This is a genomic window from Gilvimarinus sp. F26214L (assembly GCF_054401055.1).
Genome location: NZ_JBTIYG010000009.1, coordinates 74454 through 91328, shown reverse-complemented (window position 1 = coordinate 91328; position 16875 = coordinate 74454). Strand labels below are relative to the sequence as shown.

At 58.7% G+C, this 16875-nt stretch carries 16 protein-coding genes and 2 tRNA genes; 14 read left to right on the top strand and 4 right to left on the bottom strand.

Annotation, left to right across the window (positions count from 1 at the left end; all coding sequences use genetic code 11):
* Positions 1 to 11: 11 nt before the first annotated feature.
* The 5 genes from rfbA (at position 12) to ACURWW_RS11685 (ending at position 4329) form a co-directional block, all read left to right on the top strand.
* Positions 12 to 881, top strand: coding sequence for a glucose-1-phosphate thymidylyltransferase RfbA (gene rfbA, locus ACURWW_RS11705; protein WP_445616839.1), 870 nt, complete (start codon positions 12 to 14; stop codon positions 879 to 881).
* Entirely contained in the window at positions 881 to 1417 is a 537-nt protein-coding gene (rfbC, locus tag ACURWW_RS11700; protein WP_445616838.1) for a dTDP-4-dehydrorhamnose 3,5-epimerase, read from the top strand. The genes rfbA and rfbC overlap by 1 nt, the downstream gene beginning before the upstream one ends.
* Positions 1414 to 2295: a dTDP-4-dehydrorhamnose reductase gene (gene rfbD / locus ACURWW_RS11695; protein WP_445616837.1), complete on the top strand. Its 882-nt coding sequence runs from the start codon at positions 1414 to 1416 to the stop codon at positions 2293 to 2295. Before rfbC ends, rfbD begins: the two co-directional genes overlap by 4 nt.
* A 53-nt stretch (positions 2296 to 2348) precedes the next feature.
* Entirely contained in the window at positions 2349 to 2810 is a 462-nt protein-coding gene (locus ACURWW_RS11690; RefSeq protein WP_445616836.1) for a transcription termination/antitermination NusG family protein, read from the top strand.
* A gap of 193 nt (positions 2811 to 3003) precedes the next feature.
* A complete protein-coding gene (locus ACURWW_RS11685) occupies positions 3004 to 4329 on the top strand; it encodes a UDP-glucose dehydrogenase family protein (RefSeq protein WP_445616835.1) in 1326 nt (441 codons plus the stop codon).
* Between the two features lie 60 nt (positions 4330 to 4389).
* Here the strand turns inward: ACURWW_RS11685 and ACURWW_RS11680 are convergent, their stop codons facing one another.
* From ACURWW_RS11680 to ACURWW_RS11665, 4 genes are all read right to left on the bottom strand, one after another.
* Positions 4390 to 4974, bottom strand: coding sequence for a sugar transferase (locus ACURWW_RS11680; RefSeq protein ID WP_445616834.1), 585 nt, complete (start codon positions 4972 to 4974; stop codon positions 4390 to 4392).
* 11 nt (positions 4975 to 4985) lie between these two features.
* Positions 4986 to 6950, bottom strand: a complete 1965-nt coding sequence (locus ACURWW_RS11675) for a polysaccharide biosynthesis protein (RefSeq protein ID WP_445616833.1) — start codon at positions 6948 to 6950, stop codon at positions 4986 to 4988.
* Between the two features lie 194 nt (positions 6951 to 7144).
* A tRNA-Asn gene (locus tag ACURWW_RS11670) sits at positions 7145 to 7220 on the bottom strand.
* A gap of 112 nt (positions 7221 to 7332) precedes the next feature.
* On the bottom strand, positions 7333 to 8577 hold the full coding sequence (locus ACURWW_RS11665) for an O-antigen ligase family protein (RefSeq protein WP_445616832.1): 1245 nt from the start codon (positions 8575 to 8577) through the stop codon (positions 7333 to 7335).
* Between the two features lie 170 nt (positions 8578 to 8747).
* Here ACURWW_RS11665 and ACURWW_RS11660 point away from each other — a divergent pair.
* The 9 genes from ACURWW_RS11660 to ACURWW_RS11620 all read left to right on the top strand — a co-directional run bounded on the left by ACURWW_RS11660 (position 8748) and on the right by ACURWW_RS11620 (position 16804).
* A tRNA-Val gene (locus tag ACURWW_RS11660) sits at positions 8748 to 8824 on the top strand.
* A 206-nt stretch (positions 8825 to 9030) separates the two neighbouring features.
* The gene (gene thrS, locus ACURWW_RS11655; RefSeq protein ID WP_445616831.1) at positions 9031 to 10968 is read left to right on the top strand and encodes a threonine--tRNA ligase; all 1938 of its coding nucleotides are present in this window, start codon (positions 9031 to 9033) and stop codon (positions 10966 to 10968) included.
* Entirely contained in the window at positions 10965 to 11543 is a 579-nt protein-coding gene (infC, locus tag ACURWW_RS11650) for a translation initiation factor IF-3 (RefSeq protein ID WP_445616964.1), read from the top strand. Before thrS ends, infC begins: the two co-directional genes overlap by 4 nt.
* Before the next feature lie 187 nt (positions 11544 to 11730).
* Positions 11731 to 11925, top strand: coding sequence for a 50S ribosomal protein L35 (gene rpmI / locus ACURWW_RS11645; protein ID WP_445616830.1), 195 nt, complete (start codon positions 11731 to 11733; stop codon positions 11923 to 11925).
* A gap of 43 nt (positions 11926 to 11968) precedes the next feature.
* Positions 11969 to 12325, top strand: coding sequence for a 50S ribosomal protein L20 (gene rplT, locus ACURWW_RS11640; RefSeq protein WP_445616829.1), 357 nt, complete (start codon positions 11969 to 11971; stop codon positions 12323 to 12325).
* A 200-nt stretch (positions 12326 to 12525) separates the two neighbouring features.
* Entirely contained in the window at positions 12526 to 13545 is a 1020-nt protein-coding gene (gene pheS / locus ACURWW_RS11635) for a phenylalanine--tRNA ligase subunit alpha (protein ID WP_445616828.1), read from the top strand.
* Between the two features lie 70 nt (positions 13546 to 13615).
* The gene (pheT, locus tag ACURWW_RS11630) at positions 13616 to 15991 is read left to right on the top strand and encodes a phenylalanine--tRNA ligase subunit beta (protein WP_445616827.1); all 2376 of its coding nucleotides are present in this window, start codon (positions 13616 to 13618) and stop codon (positions 15989 to 15991) included.
* Between the two features lie 170 nt (positions 15992 to 16161).
* Positions 16162 to 16467, top strand: a complete 306-nt coding sequence (gene ihfA, locus ACURWW_RS11625; RefSeq protein ID WP_445616826.1) for an integration host factor subunit alpha — start codon at positions 16162 to 16164, stop codon at positions 16465 to 16467.
* Positions 16448 to 16804, top strand: a complete 357-nt coding sequence (locus ACURWW_RS11620) for a MerR family transcriptional regulator (protein ID WP_445616825.1) — start codon at positions 16448 to 16450, stop codon at positions 16802 to 16804. The genes ihfA and ACURWW_RS11620 overlap by 20 nt, the downstream gene beginning before the upstream one ends.
* The last annotated feature ends 71 nt before the right edge of the window (positions 16805 to 16875 follow it).

Below are 16875 nucleotides of genomic sequence, written 5' to 3'. Positions count from 1 at the left end.
GGCACGTCACCATGAAAGGCATTGTATTGGCCGGGGGCTCCGGCACCCGCTTGCACCCAATCACTCGCGGTATATCCAAGCAGTTGCTGCCCGTTTACGACAAGCCGATGATCTACTATCCCCTGTCGGTGCTGATGCTGGCGGGGATTCGTGAGATTCTCATTATCTCGACCCCTGATGATCTGCCCAACTATCGGCAACTACTGGGCGAGGGCAGTCAATTTGGGCTACAGCTCAGCTATGCCAGCCAACCATCGCCCGATGGTCTGGCTCAGGCCTTCTTGATCGGCGCCGACTTTATCGGCGAGGACTCCGTCAGCCTCATCCTCGGTGACAACGTCTTCTATGGTCATCATTTCACCGACAATCTCACGTCAGCGGTCGCTCAGGAAAGCGGCGCGACCGTATTCGGATATCAGGTGAGCGACCCCTCCCGCTTCGGTGTGGTGGAGTTCGACCGGGACGGGCGGGTCATCAGCATCGAAGAAAAGCCCGCCCGGCCCAAGTCCCGATTCGCGGTGACCGGGCTCTACTTCTATGACAACCGTGTGGTGGACATCGCCCGCCAGATCAAGCCCTCGGCCCGCGGGGAATTGGAAATCACTGATGTAAACCGCAAATATCTGGAACTCGGGGAGTTGAACGTTGAATTGCTGGGACGCGGGTTCGCCTGGCTGGACACGGGTACTCACGACTCACTGCTCGCTGCCAGTCAATTCGTGCAGACTATCGAACACCGGCAAGGCCTCAAAGTGGGGTGCCTCGAAGAGATCGCGTTCCGCGCCGGCTGGATCTCTGCCGAGATGCTTGCTGAGCAGGCAAGAGCCCTGGGCAAAACGGGGTACGGAGAGTATCTCCAGCGGGTTCTGGAGGAGGCCTGATGGAAGTTTTCGCTACGAGCATCCCTGAAGTCAAAGTGATCGTCCCGAAAGTCTTCGGCGATGACCGGGGCTTCTTTCTGGAGACCTTTCAGGCGGAACGCTATCGAAAAGAGGCTGGCATCGAGTTGCCCTTCGTTCAGGACAATTACTCGCGCTCAGGCGGCGGCGTGCTCCGCGGCCTGCACTTCCAGAGGCGGCGGCCCCAGGGGAAACTGGTGCGGGTGGTGCGCGGCGAAGTGTTCGACGTGGCCGTGGATCTGCGGCCCACTTCGCCCACCTTCAAGCAGTGGGTCGGGGAGGTCCTTTCCGAATCCAACTACAGGCAATTGTGGGTACCGCCGGGCTTCGCCCACGGCTTCCTTGTTCTCAGTGAGCACGCCGATTTCGAGTACAAGTGCACGGACTACTACGACCCGGCCGACGAAGCTTGCCTGAGATGGGATGATCCGGTCATCGGTGTTGACTGGCCGGTTAAAGCGCCCATCTTATCGGCCAAGGACCGGGCCGGTCTCAATTTTGAGCAACTGGACTTATGAGCATCCTGCTGACCGGCGCCAACGGCCAGGTGGGTTGGGAAGTTCAGCGCCTGGCGAAAGAGCAGGGTTTGCCTCTCGTTGCCCTGGGACGGGATGAACTGGACATTTCCGATAGGGAGGCCGTGGCGCAGCGGCTGGCGGCTTCCTCCGCGTCCATCGTGATCAACGGGGCCGCTTACACGGCTGTGGACAAGGCGGAGCAGGAGCCCGAACTGGCCTTCGCGATCAATGGCGATGGGCCGGGTTTTCTGGCCGAGGCCTGTGCAAAGCTTGGGATCCCGCTGCTCCACATCTCGACGGATTACGTCTTCGATGGAGCGAGCAGCATCCCCTACCGGGAAGGCGACGCGGTCAACCCGCTGAACGTCTACGGCAGGAGCAAGCTCGCGGGCGAGGACGCGGTCCGCCGGGCCCTTGCCCGGCATGTGATTCTGAGAACCAGCTGGGTGTTTGGCAGTCACGGAAACAACTTCGTGAAGACCGTCCTGCGTCTGGCCAGGGGCGGCGGGCCCCTGCGCATTGTCGATAATCAAAAGGGAGCGCCCACTTCCGCACGGGGGATCGCCGCCGCCTTGCTGGCGGTGGCGGAGCGTTATCGGGCGGGGGGCGAACTACCCTGGGGAACCTACCACTTTTCCGGTCGACCCTGTGCAAGCTGGTATGACTTCGCCGGCGCCATCGCGGGGGAATCCGTAGATCTTGGGATGATATCTCCGGTTCATGTGCACCCCATCACCAGCGCGGATTTTTCGACACCAGCGAAGCGTCCGGCCAACACATGTCTTGACGGCAGGCGCGGCGAGGAGATGCTAGGCTTGGTTGCGGACGACTGGCGCCGCGAACTTCAAAGGGTGCTCTGTGAAATCAGGGACTCCTGAAACAAGTGTCCGCCGCGTGGCCAGGCTGATTTGGGATCTGAACCGGAATTGCAATGAATTGGTATCTCCTGAAAAGTAAAGCTCGCCAGGAACTTCGCGCCAAGGAAAACCTGGAAAATCAGTCCATTCAGGTGTATCTGCCGATGCTGACGCGGAAGACCGGAGCTGCAGAACCGCTTTTTCCCGGCTATCTTTTCGTGCCCGAGGACGCTGACAGAACGGCTATGGGTAAAGTGAGGTCCACGCGCGGCGTCCTTGGATTTGTCCGCTTCGGTACGAACATCGCCAGGGCCCCGGAGTTCTTGATCGAGGATCTGAAAGCTTTGGAAGCTCGATACCGGGATGTACCCCGGTTTGCCAGAGGACAGAAGGTGCGGTTCAAATCAGGGCCAATGGCTGGCCTGCAGGGCATCTTTGAGGCCGAAAGTGGGGAGCAGCGGTGCATTATCCTTCTTGACCTCCTCAGCTCACCGCGACCGGTGCAGGTGCCGTTATCAGAACTCGATGCGTTATGAACCTTTTCGCCACAGAGGTTTGTCGATATTCGAGCCTCCATAAAGGCGGGCGCCTGCCGAAGTGGATAACTGCTTTTTCTTTATCCCGCTGGTAGTCGATGGAACTGCCCGAGGTTCAGCGGGACAAAGATGAAGATCAAGCAAGTGAAAGGGATACTTCCATTAGACGTCAGATCGTCAGGAGATACAGGAAATGAAAATAAGCGTTTTTGGGGTGGGCTACGTCGGACTGGTACAGGCGGCGTGTTTGTCCGAGGTAGGTCACAACGTTCTTTGCGTGGACGTGGATGCCGAAAAAATCAAACGGTTGAAGGATGGCGAGATTCCGATCTATGAGCCAGGTCTGGAATCCATTGTGAAGGAGAATATCAGTGCCGGACGCCTGAATTTCACCACGGAAGCGGAGGTCGGTGTGAACCACGGGCGGGTTCAGTTTATTGCCGTCGGCACCCCGTCCAACGGCGACGGGTCCGCCGATCTTCGCTACGTCTTGAGTGTCGCCGAGACCATCGGCCGTCATATGCAAGACCACAAGATTGTTATCAACAAGTCCACCGTCCCGGTGGGAACGGCGGACAAGGTCCGTGCCGCCATTGATGCTGTACTCGCGGAACGCGGCGGCGCAACACCGGCATTTGACGTCGTCTCAAACCCCGAGTTTCTGAAGGAAGGTGCAGCCATTGCCGATTGCATGAAGCCGGACCGTATTGTCATCGGTACGGATTCAAAGGCCGTCGAAGAGGTCATGCGGGAGCTTTACGCGCCGTTCAGCCGCAGCCACGAAAAAATCATCATGATGGATGTCCGCAGTGCGGAGCTAACCAAATATGCCGCCAACTGCATGTTGGCCACGAAGATCAGCTTTATGAACGAGATGGCCAATCTGGCCGAAATCTTCGGCGCCGACGTCGAAATGGTGCGGCAAGGCATAGGGAGTGATCCCCGTATTGGCTACCAGTTTATTTATCCGGGGCTGGGCTACGGCGGATCGTGTTTTCCGAAGGACGTGCGTGCTTTGATCCACGCCGCCGAAGAAAAGGAATTTGAGCCCAGCATTCTGAAATCGGTCGAGAGTCGCAACAACCGTCAGAAAAAAATTCTTTTCGACAAAATTATCGCTCATTTTGGCGACGATCTCACCGGTCGAACATTTGCGTTCTGGGGCTTGTCATTCAAGCCGAATACCGACGACATGCGCGAAGCGGCGTCCAGAGTGTTGATGGAATCGCTTTGGGCAGCCGGTGCCAGGGTTAATGCCTATGACCCCGAAGCCATGCGGGAGTGCCAGAACATCTACGGAAATCGGGACGACCTCAATCTGGTGGGAACCAAAGAGGCAGCCCTGAAGAACGCCGACGGACTCGTGATTGTTACCGAGTGGAAGGAGTTCCGGGCGCCGGACTACGACCTGATTACCGAGTGCCTCAACAGCGCAGTGGTTTTCGACGGGCGCAATCTCTATGACCCGAAACAGATGCAGAAGCGCGGCATTACCTACTACTCTGTCGGTCGCAGATGACGTTCCGCAAAGGAGCTCCGGCTGGTTCGAATCGCCGTGAGCTCCGCATCACTTTCACATTCAACTGCTGAGGTTCCGGCCCTTACCGCGAACCCGATCCCCCAAGCCTCTTCCAACAAGCGTCGACAGGATCAGCTTGCAGTAGAGCGACAAGCGCATGTTTTTGACCATGACCTGGTCATAGCGAGCCAGTTTGCGTGGAGTCGACATGTCCACGTCATTGATTTGCGCCAGCCCCGTAATGCCCGGACGCACGTCCAGCACGCCGCGTTTGGCCCGTTCTTCCAGCAGGCGGGTCTGGCTTGGCAGACAGGGGCGCGGCCCGACCAGACTCATGTCGCCCCTCAATACGTTAACCAGTTGCGGCAATTCGTCGAGCTTGGTTTTGCGGAGCAAGCGCCCCAGTGGAGTAATGGCGTCGGCGTCCACCAAGTGGGTCGCGACCGCCTGAGTAGTTGGCGCCATGGTTCTGAATTTCAGGAGGATGAACGATCTTTGATCGCGTCCGACGCGTTGTTGAAGGAATAGGGGCGAGCCTGTGTCGAGCAAACCCGCGATAGAAATTACGATGAACAGCGGAGCGCTGCATACAATGCCGACGGCGGATAAACAAAGGTCCAACGACCGGATAAGAAGCGGCTGCATGCAGGGGGTCTTCAGGCGGGGTGCGTTTTACGAGCTGTTGCAGATTCGAGCGGAATAACCAGGCCTTCGGTCGCCGTACGCTGGCGCTTGGCGAGCCACAGACTGTCGTGGAGATTCTCAGTTTCGGGGCAATAGCCGACGAGGTCCAGGAGCAGCAAGTCGCGAATCTTTCCGTACGCGAATTCGTCGCATGCTCTGGCGAGTTGGGTCAGGACCGACTCGGTCTGCTCCCAGGTCATGGCCCGTTCTTCAGCGCGCAGGATGCGGGGATGGTCTGTTCCGCTAACGTCTTCCCCCACCAACAGCTCTTCAAAAAGCTTCTCACCTGGACGCAGGCCCGTGAACTCTATCTGAATATCCCCCTGGGGGTGATCCTCGTCGCGAAGCGTAAGTCCCGATAAATGGATCATTCGTTTTGCCAGGTCAACGATGCGTACCGGTTTTCCCATGTCCAGAACAAACACGTCCCCACCTTTGCCCATGGATCCAGCCTGGATCACCAGTTCGGCGGCTTCGGGAATGGTCATGAAATAGCGAATGATTTCAGGGTGGGTCACAGTAACCGGGCCGCCATCCTTGATCTGCTGTCGGAACAGGGGCACAACCGAACCGGATGAACCCAGAACATTTCCGAATCGGACCATTGTGAATCGCGTGGTTGTCTGTCGCTTCGCCATCGCTTGCAAAACCAGCTCTGCGAGGCGTTTTGCCGCGCCCATGATATTCGTGGGTCGGACCGCTTTGTCGGTGGAGATCAGAACAAAGGACTCCACTCCTGCAGATACTGCGGCTTCCGCGCAATGCCACGTGCCGAATACGTTGTTGCGCACCCCTTCGATCAGGTTATGCTCGATCAGCGGTACGTGCTTGTAGGCGGCCGCGTGGTAAACCGTATCGATGGAAAATGTTGAAAGGACATATTCGAAATGGGAACGGTTCTGGATCGAGCCGATGATGGGTATCAATTCGATGGCGCTGGCCAACTCGCCAAGACCGGCATTCAGCTCTTGTTCCACCCGGTAAAGGTTGAATTCGCTGATGTCGAAAAGCACGAGTCGGGTGGGATGTTGCTTCAGGATCTGACGACACAGCTCGGATCCGATGGAGCCGCCGGCTCCGGTTACCAGCACGTGTTTGCGGGCGATGCAAGCGTTCATGAGAGCGGGGACGGGGGCAACAGGGTCCCGTCCCAGGAGATCCTCCACTTCTACGTCACGGATGTCCTCAATCTTCTGTTTACCGCTCAGGATGTTATCCATTGCGGGAATTGTCTTGACACTGATCTCCAGCGGTTCGAGCGTATTGACGATGCTTGCGCGACGGGAGCGCGACACGTTGTCCAACGCCAGGAGGATATGCTTGATGGGCTTTTTACGGACAATTTCCGGCAGGTCCCGCGGGTCGCGGATGACCAGGCCGCGCAGCAGTCGGCCGTGGAGGAGGGGGTCGTCATCGACAAGGCCGACCACCCGATAGCGGGATCCCTGTAACGCGCTGGCCAGTTGGAAGCCGCTGTGTCCGGCACCGTAGATGATGACGGGCTCTTCACCTTCCTCGGGCGCCGTATAGAGAACCAGCACGATATGGCGCATGAGCAGCCGAGGGGTACCCACAAAAAAGAGCGCTGTAAAAGCGTAGATAATTGGAACGGAACGAGGGACCCAGGCATGGAGGAAGAAACTGCTCGCCGCGAGAGCGGCGGCTGATGCGAGTACACCCAGAGCAACGCTGATCAGCGCCTGGTGAGCCATGAACCTGAGAATGGCGCGATACAGACCCAGGCGGATAAACACGGCCAGGGAGACTGTAATCGTGGTTGCGAGTGTCGCCAACTCCGGAATCCCGAGCTCGATATCCGTGCGACCGAGGCGAAGACAGATTGCGACGTAAAAAGAGAAGGCCAGCGCGACCACGTCGTAGGCGAGCGATACGGTTCGTTTCGTCCCCCGCGAAGATTCCAGCAGCCTGCGCAGCATTGTGTCCCCAGTGATTTTTATATCCAATTAACTGAGTATAGGAGCTACTTTGGCGAATGAGAAGGCCGAGGCCCTACTTATGTGCTTATGGTCCGCCCAAGGGTTCGGCTTCGCCACTTGTTCCACGGGGGTGCAGTGATCCGGGAACGATCCCTGCGTGATCTATGGCCCCGAGAAAGGGACCATGAAGGAATTGGCTCCGCCTGCTGGGCTCGAACCAGCGACCCAATGATTAACAGTCATTTGCTCTACCAACTGAGCTAAGGCGGAGTAGAAAGATTCTCGGCTCCATTCGAGAGGCGCGTATGATAATGGCGCGTTTCGGGGGAGTCAACATTTCAAAGCGAAGCAATGGCAGGACTCGGCGTGCAGTCTCAGCCGTTCAACTGTTCCGGCTTTCGGGCGAGCCTGGAGACGCGCCAAGAGCCAGTGGCAGCCAGAGACATGGCCAATAATAGGATGGGGTCGTGAAGACGTCGTGAACATCAAAAACCTGTACAACGCTGAAATAGCAGAGCCCGTAGAAACCCAAGTGTTGCAGCCCCTGGCCCTTCAAGCTCAGGCGCAGGCCTCTCGCCAGGGTCGCCAGGTACAGCCCCAGACCAGGAATGCCGCTCCAGAAGAGCAGCTGCAGATAGAAGTTATGGCTGTGGTTTTGAACATTCAGCGCGCCATCTCGCATCACCTCCAGGGTCATCGGGTTCCACAGGCCGGCGCCAAAGGGCAGGTGAGCGACCGCGAGTGACATTGATTCGGCCCAGATTTCGGGCCGCCAGCTGCCCAGGCCGCCGCGCATCCAAAACTCCTGGAACTCTGATTCGGGCCATGCGGCCAGGGCCGCGGCGCCAAGAGCGGCGGCGAACAGAAGAACGGTGGCAATTCGAACGTGTCCGCGAGCTGCCAGTGCCGCAAGAGCGGTTGCGGAAACGGCCACGATCGCAGTGCGAGTGCCCGTCGCGAACATCGTGAGCCAGCAGCAAACCGCGCAGATAATCAGAACGAGTTTCAGGGAGTGGCGAAGGCGGGGATGGGTCAGGAGCAGGCCCGCGGCCAGCACCCCGAACATCCCGAAATAGATCCCGGAAACCACTTCATTCGCGGCCGCTCGCCAGCCTGGTATGCCCACTGAACCCAGTCTGGTGGAGATCTCCGTGCCGTCCAGGTAATACTGAGTGACCATGGAGGCCACTCCGCTGACCGCCACAATGCAAATGGCTGCCAGCAGAGAGGCCTGGAGAGCCCCGGGAGCCGCCTCCCGGAGATACCTGATCCCCGCCAGAAACAGAACTATCAGCAGACCGTGGCGGAAAGCATCTCCCACGTTCACCAGGGGGGATGCGGCTTCGGACCACGAAGCACTGAGGATGAGCCAGAGCAGCAGTGCACCCAGGTAAAGCCGTAACCGGACATCGGATTGCCGCCATATCATAGTGAAGGCTTGCCATTGAGTGGCAAGAAGAGCCACCAGGGGGGCATAGAAAAGCCAATAGACGAGAGTGGCGTAATTGCCGACTGGCAGCAACGGCAGGCTGATCAGGGCGGCCAGGCCGACAGCGATCCAGATGGATGCCGCCGTAACCACCCTGGATCGGGCGAATAGCGAAGACGGGTCTTGGATCGTGTCCATGGAAAAATCAGAAGGAGTGCGGCCAATCGAAGCGCGAATACTAGCACAGCAATTGTCATCCCGGGATCGACCACACCCCAGGGACCGCATCAGAGATAACCGGCGCCGTTTGGTAGTTGCCAAACTTCCAACCCGCTGCTAAAGTTCGCGACCTTTCCGCGATACGCGACAGGCACGTAGCTCAGTTGGTTAGAGCACCACCTTGACATGGTGGGGGTCGTTGGTTCGAATCCAATCGTGCCTACCAATTCCCTGGAATAGAGAGCCCTGGATATAGAGAGCCCTGGATATAGAGAGCTCTAGACAGGGAGCCCTTGGTCGAGAGCTCTCGATAACGAGCCCTGGGGCAGGAGCCCCCGGGGTGAATCCCCCGAAAAAATTCTGTATCCTGTCCGGCTCAGCCCAGCTTGTCACGTGGCCTTTGGTAGGGGTCACCACTGAATAGGACTTATCATGCCCACTGTTACACTTCCCGACGGCTCTCAACGCCAATTCCCGCAACCTGTTTCCGTACATGATGTGGCCGCTGACATCGGTCCCGGTCTCGCCAGTGCCGCCGTGGCAGGCGTCGTTGACGGGAAAGAGGTTGACACTTCCTACGTTATCGCCGACGACGCCCGCCTGGCCATCGTCACCGACCGCAGCAAAGAAGGCCTGGAAGTGCTTCGTCACTCGGCAGCTCACCTGCTGGCGCAGGCGGTGAAGGAGCTCTTTCCCGAAGCCCAGGTGACTATCGGTCCGGTCATCGAGGACGGCTTCTATTACGACTTCGCCTATGAGCGGCCCTTCACGCCCGAGGATCTCGAGGCCATGGAGAAGAAGATGACCGAGCTGGCCAAGGCGGACATTCCGGTCTCGCGACGGGTTCTGTCCCGCAACGAAGCCGTGGACTACTTCCGCAGCATTGGCGAAGAGTACAAAGCGGAGATCATCGAGGATATCCCCGAGGACGAAGAGCTTTCTCTTTATCGGCAAGGCGACTTCGAAGACCTCTGCCGGGGGCCGCATGTGCCGTCCACGGGCAAGATCAAGGCCTTCAAACTGATGAAGGTCGCCGGTGCGTATTGGCGTGGCGATTCGAATAACGCCATGCTCCAGCGCATCTATGGTACCGCCTGGTCCAGCAAGAAGGAGCTGAAGGCCTACCTGCATCGCATCGAAGAAGCGGAAAAGCGCGATCATCGCAAACTGGGCAAGAAATACGGCCTCTTCCATATGCAGGAAGAGGCCCCCGGGATGGTGTTCTGGCACCCGAAGGGCTGGACCATCTATAACACCATCGAGCAGTACATGCGCGGCCAGCAGCGCCGCCACGGTTACCAGGAAATCCGTACACCGCAGGTGGTCGATCTGAGTCTGTGGGAGAAGTCCGGCCACGCGGACAAGTTCGGCGAAAACATGTTTCTCGTGGAATCGGAAGGGCGTCAGTTCGCGGTGAAGCCCATGAACTGCCCCTGCCACGTGCAGGTGTTCAACCAGGGGCTGCGCAGCTACCGGGACCTGCCGCTGCGGCTGGCGGAGTTTGGCTCCTGCCACCGCAATGAGTTGTCCGGCGCCCTGCACGGAATCATGCGGGTACGGGGATTTACCCAGGACGATGCCCATGTTTTCTGTACCGAATCCCAGATTCAGCCGGAAGTGGCGGATTTCATTGATTTCCTCCATGAGGTCTACGAGGACTTCGGTTTTGCCGCCGAAAATCTGATTTACAAGCTCTCCACCCGTCCGGAAAAGCGCGTGGGCAGTGATGAAGACTGGGATCGGGCGGAGAAGGCCCTGGCTGATGCCCTGAATGCCAAGGGGCTGCCCTGGGAGGAACTGCCAGGTGAGGGGGCGTTCTATGGCCCGAAAATCGAATTCTCGCTGAAGGACAGCATCGGGCGGGTGTGGCAGTGTGGCACCATTCAGGTGGACTTTTCCATGCCTGGGCGCCTGGACGCCCAGTACGTGGCGGAAGATGGCTCCCGCCAGGTGCCGGTCATGCTGCACCGCGCCATTCTCGGCTCCTTCGAGCGCTTTATCGGGATTCTGATCGAGCATTACGAGGGTGCATTCCCGTTCTGGCTGGCGCCCGAGCAGGTGCTGATCCTCAACATTACCGACCGTCAGGCGGATTATGCGAAAAAAGTGGAAGAATCCTTGCGAAACAAGGGTTTCCGCGCTAACTGCGACTTGAGAAACGAGAAGATCGGCTTTAAAATCCGCGAGCACACCATTCAGCGTGTTCCCTACCTGATTGTTCTCGGCGATAAAGAGGTCGAGGACGGGCTGGTAACCGTACGCACTCGGGGCGGCGACGACCTCGGGGCCATGTCTGTAGAGGCATTTATCGATCTGTTAACCCAGGATCTGGCACACAAGAGCCGCGTGCCGGAGTCCGCTGATTCCTGACCCGGGGCAGAGCCCGGCGGAATCCGAAACATCAACGTGCAGAGGAGAAAACGGCCATTAAATTAAAAAAAGCCCGAATAAACGACCAGATTAACGCGGACCAGGTTCGCCTGATAGGAGCGGACGGCCAGCAGGTCGGTATCGTATCCCTGGATGAAGCACTGGAGGCCGCTAAAGCGGCATCACTCGATCTGGTCGAGATTGCGCCGGACGCCGATCCGATAGTGTGCAAGATACTGGATTACGGCAAGGAGCAATTTGAGGCGAAGAAAGCCAAGGCCGCTGCACGCAAAAAGCAGAAACAGCAGCAGATCAAGGAAATGAAGTTTCGTCCCGGAACGGATGAAGGGGACTACAACGTCAAATTGCGCAACCTGATGCGTTTCCTTGAGCATGGTGACAAAGCCAAAGTGTCGCTCCGCTTTCGCGGGCGGGAAATGGCTCACCAGGAGTTGGGCATGGAAATGATGAAGCGGATCGAGACCGATCTGGAGGAGATTGCCGCGGTCGAGCAATATCCGAAGATGGAAGGTCGACAGCTCATCATGGTCATGGCCCCACGCAAGAAGAAGTAAACCGGGTCGCCGGTCGGACGTCCGAAGTTTGGACGTCCGGGGGTGGCGCGGTTACTGGAAGGACGGCCGTCGTTGGTTCATGTCATCGGCAGGCCGTCAAGCAGAGCATCCCGGGCCCATTAGCTTGCCTGATTGCTCTGAATTTTAATCGAAGCCAACAGGGCTTCTCACTGCGGAGTTTTATTCCATGCCAAAAGCTAAAGTGCACAGCGGCGCAGCCAAGCGCTTCAAAAAAACCGCTGCCGGTTACAAGGTCAAGCGGGCCTTCAAAAGTCACATCCTCACCAAGATGACCACCAAGCGTAAGCGTCAGCTGCGCGGTACCCGCATCGTCAATGCGGCTGACAAGCCATCCGTGGATCGTATGCTGCGAGCCAATTGAGCTCCGGTCATCCCTTTTTGAACAGATTTTTGAGGATTGAATCATGGCCCGTGTAAAACGAGGTGTTCAGGCGCGTCGTCGCCACAAGAAAGTACTAAAAGCTGCCAAGGGCTACTATGGAGCGCGGTCGCGCGTATTCCGCGTCGCCAAGCAGGCGGTTATCAAGGCGGGACAGTATGCCTACCGTGACCGCCGTGCGAAGAAGCGCAACTTCCGGGCACTGTGGATTACCCGCATTAACGCCCAGTCCCGCGCTGAAGGCCTGACCTACAGCAAGCTGATTGCCGGTCTGAAGAAGGCCAACATCGAGCTGGATCGTCGCGTTCTGGCCGACTTGGCAGTACATGACAAACCGGCTTTTGCCAGCGTGGTTGCGCAGGCAAAAGCGGCTTTGGGATAAGCAGGTTTGATGGTGGGGGCCGGCATGCTCCCATTGTTTCCAAATCGCGCCTGGCGCAACAAAAACCCATCACCTTTTCGGTATCTTCAGGATACGGTCAAGGGGGATGGGTTTTTGGTTTTATGATCGGCAAAAAGACATCCCCGCGCCTTGCCCTCCGGCGGGCGACCGACGGCCACAGACTGGGACTAGGGACTCAAATGAACTTAGATGATCTGAAAACAAAAGCCCTGGAGCAGGTTGGCGGGGCGAGCGACCTCACGGCGCTGGAAAACCTGCGCGTCGCCCTGCTCGGCAAAAAGGGCGAAATCACCGGCCTGCTCAAGAATCTGGGCGGTCTTAGCCCCGAGGAGCGGCCCCGGGTGGGCGCGCAAATCAATCAGGTCAAGCAGGAGGTTCAGGCCTTGATCGAAGAGCGCCGCCAGGCGCTGGAAGCGGCCGCAATTGAAGCGAGGCTCGCATTGGAGACAATCGACGTGACCCTGCCGGGTCGCGCCGGCGAGTACGGGTCTCTGCACCCGGTAACCCGCACCATCGAGCGTATTGAAGCGCTGTTCACATCCATTGGCTATACGGTGGAAGAAGGGCCCGAAATCGAAGACGATTATCACAATTTCGAAGCCTTGAATATCCCCGAGCACCATCCCGCCCGGGCCATGCATGACACCTTCTATGTGGAGCCGGGGCTGGGTAATCTGGTGCTGCGAACCCATACCTCGCCAGTTCAGGTCCACACCATGGAAAACAAGCAGCCGCCGCTGCGGGTAATCTGCCCGGGCCGCGTCTATCGCTGCGATTCCGATCTGACCCACACCCCCATGTTCCACCAGGTCGAAGGTCTGGTGGTGGACGAGGGGGTGAGCTTCGCTGACCTGAAAGGCACAGTGGACCAGTTTCTGAAGGCCTTTTTCGAGCAGGACGTGCCGGTTCGCTTCCGTCCCTCGTTCTTCCCCTTTACCGAGCCCTCCGCCGAGGTGGACATCCAGTGCACCAACTGTTCAGGCAAGGGCTGCCGGGTGTGCAAGAACAGCGGCTGGCTGGAGGTGATGGGCTGCGGCATGGTCCACCCGAACGTCTTCCGCAGCAGCGGCATCGATCCGGAGAAGTACACCGGATTCGCCTTTGGCATGGGGCCGGACCGCTTGGCCATGCTGCGCTACGGCGTCAACGATCTGCGGATGTTCTTCGAGAACGACTTGAGATTTCTACAACAGTTTTAGAACCTCCACACAAGTTTTCGGACCTTCGGGGCGATCCGGAAACTGACGAGTGGATCTGGAGATTGCTTGCATGAAAATTAGCGAATCGTGGCTGCGGGAATGGGTCAGCCCGGACATAGACACGGCCGCTCTCGCGGAACAACTCACCATGGCGGGCCTGGAAGTGGATGCCATCGAGCCGGTAGCCGGCGAATTCACTGGCGTCGTCGTGGGCGAGATTGTCGCGGCCGAACAACATCCGGACGCGGACAAGCTGCAGGTTTGCCAGGTGAACGCAGGGGGAGACGGGAATCTGCAAGTGGTTTGCGGTGCGCCCAATGCCCGGCCGGGTATTCGCGTGCCCTTCGCCACTATCGGCGCGGTATTGCCGGGCAACTTCAAGATCAAGAAGGCCAAGCTGCGCGGGGTGGAGTCCCAGGGAATGCTCTGTGCGCAGACCGAGCTCCAGGCAGGGGACGATGACAGCGGTCTATGGGAGCTGCCCGGCGACGCCCCGGTAGGTACAGCTCTGGAAGAGTACCTGAAACTGTCCGACTCGGTCATCGAGGTGGATTTGACACCCAATCGCGGGGACTGTCTGAGCATGCGCGGCATCGCCCGGGAGATCGGAGTCCTTAATCGTCTGCCGGTCACCGAGCCCGCGTTCGCAGCAGTTGCCGCAACTTCCCGAAGCACGCTGGCGCTCACCATCGAGGCCAAAGAGCAGTGCCCGCGCTATGTCGGTCGGGTCATCGAGGGCCTCGACCCGTCCCGCCCGAGCCCCCTGTGGCTGCAGGAACGCTTGCGCCGGGCCGGGATTCGCCCCCATGACTGCGTGGTGGACGTAACCAACTATGTGCTCCTGGAACAGGGACAGCCCATGCATGCCTTCGACCGGAGCAAGTTGGTGGGCGGCATCAACGTGCGTCTCGCGAAAGCCGGAGAGACGATTGAGTTGCTGGACGGCCAGCAGGTGGATTTGCGAGAGGGCACTTTGCTGATTACCGACGAGCAGGGGCCGGTGGCCCTGGCGGGCATTATGGGTGGCGCTCGCAGTGCTGTCAGCGACAGCACCCGTGACATTTTCCTGGAAAGCGCATTCTTCAGCCAACTGGCCATGGCCGGCACGGCCCGGAGTTATGGTCTTCACACAGACGCGTCTCATCGCTACGAGCGCGGCGTGGATTACGAACTTCCCTTGCGTGCGATGGAGCGGGCAACCCAGCTTTTGACGGAGATTGCGGGCGGTAGCCCCGGTCCCGTGGTCGTCGAGGAATCGCCGGAACATCTGCCGGCCGATCGCCAGGTGGCTCTGCGTCGGGAACGCATCGCCAAGGGCTTGGGGTTCTCACTGGCTGACGAGGAGGTGGTGGACATCCTCACCCGCCTCGGTTTGGAATTGCTGGAGACTCGCCCCGAAGGTTGGAGCTTCCAGGTTCCCAGCTACCGCTTCGATATCGCCATCGAAGAGGACCTGCTGGAGGAACTGGCTCGCATCTACGGCTACAACCGTCTGCCGACCGTCGGGCAGCCCATGCGCCTGACCATGGGTGAGCAGCCGGAGGCGCAAATCTGCCTTCCGGCGCTGAAAGAGGTTTTGGTGGCTCGCGGCTTCCACGAGGCTATTACCTACAGCTTCATCGGGGAGGATCTGGCCCGTTTGTTCGACCCGCAGGGGCAGCCGGTGCGACTCCAGAACCCCCTCAGCGCCGATCTGGCAGTCATGCGCAGCAGTCTGTTGCCCAGCCTGGTGCAGACACTGACCCACAACCTGAACCGTCAGCAGAGTCGCGTTCGCCTCTTCGAGGCCGGGATGCGTTTCCGGCTCGAAGAAGGTCTCCAGCAGGAGCCCATGCTGGCGGGTCTGATCAGCGGCTCCCGGCGGTCCGAAAGCTGGTCCGAGAAAGAAGAGCCGGTGGACTTCTACGACCTGAAAGGGGATGTCGAGGCGCTGCTGGCGCGTACTGGCTGCGCGGATGAATTCGCCTTCGAGGCCGGGAAGCAGGCTGCCCTTCATCCGGGCCGAAGTGCCGCCATCCTTCGGAACGGAGAAACTGTCGGCTGCCTGGGTGCGCTTCATCCCCGGATTCAGCAGGAATTGGATATCGCCCAGCCAGTCTACCTGTTCGAAATCAGGCAATCTGCCCTGCTGAACGGCGCGATCCCTTCATTCCGGGAAATCAGCAAATTCCCGGAGGTGCGGCGGGATCTGGCCGTACTGGTCAGCCGGGACGTGCAGGCTGAAGCGCTGCTGGCAAGCGCGCGGAAGGCGGCTGGAAGTTACCTGAGGGACTTAAAGGTTTTTGATGTGTATGCAGGCAAAGGCATTGATCCACAAAGAAAAAGCGTTGCGCTGGGCTTGACCTTTCAGCATCCATCCCGCACTCTTAAGGATTCTGAAATCAATGCTTCTATTGATGCGGTCGTCACCGGATTGAGGGAGGTTTTTGACGCCACACTGCGGTAGGAGCCGGTTGGATTGGCGCCTCGGTGGGGCCGCTTCGCGGCTGGCGCGGCAGAGCGGGCAGCGATTGCGTGGATTGTCGGCATCGCCGGTAGGATGCGGTCCGCGTAGCCGGTACTCACATTGCCGGTTCTCGCATTGTCTGTATAAGCAAAAATAAGGGCTTCACACCAATGAATGGGGCACTGACCAAGGCGGATCTGGCAGAAAAACTCTACGAGGAATTGGGTCTCAACAAGCGGGAAGCCAAGGAACTGGTGGAGCTGTTTTTTGAAGAGATCCGGCGCTCGCTCGAGAGCAATGAACAGGTGAAGCTGTCCGGGTTCGGCAATTTCGACTTGCGCGATAAAAGCCAAAGGCCGGGTCGCAACCCCAAAACCGGTGAGGAAATCCCCATTACAGCTCGACGTGTCGTCACTTTCAGACCCGGGCAGAAACTGAAAGCTCGAGTAGAGGCCTATGCTGGAACCAAGCAATAACGACGAATTGCCAGCCATCCCCGGAAAGCGCTACTTCACCATTGGTGAGGTGAGCGAGCTCTGCGCGGTGAAGCCCCATGTGCTCCGCTACTGGGAGCAGGAATTCCCCCAGCTCAAGCCGGTCAAGCGGCGGGGTAATCGCCGTTATTACCAGCATCAGGACGTGCTGACTATTCGCCAGATCCGGGCTCTTCTGTACGATCAGGGCTTTACCATTGGCGGTGCCCGTCAACAGATGAACGGTGATTCCGCGGCTCAGGACGCGTCCCAGTTCAATCAGCTCGTGGGACAGATGATCAACGAGCTGGAAGAAGTCCTGGACGTCTTGAAGCTCTAGTCTCGCCCGAGAACAAACCCAGCCACCCCGAACACAAAAAAACCGCCACGAGGGCGGTTTTTTTATGTTTG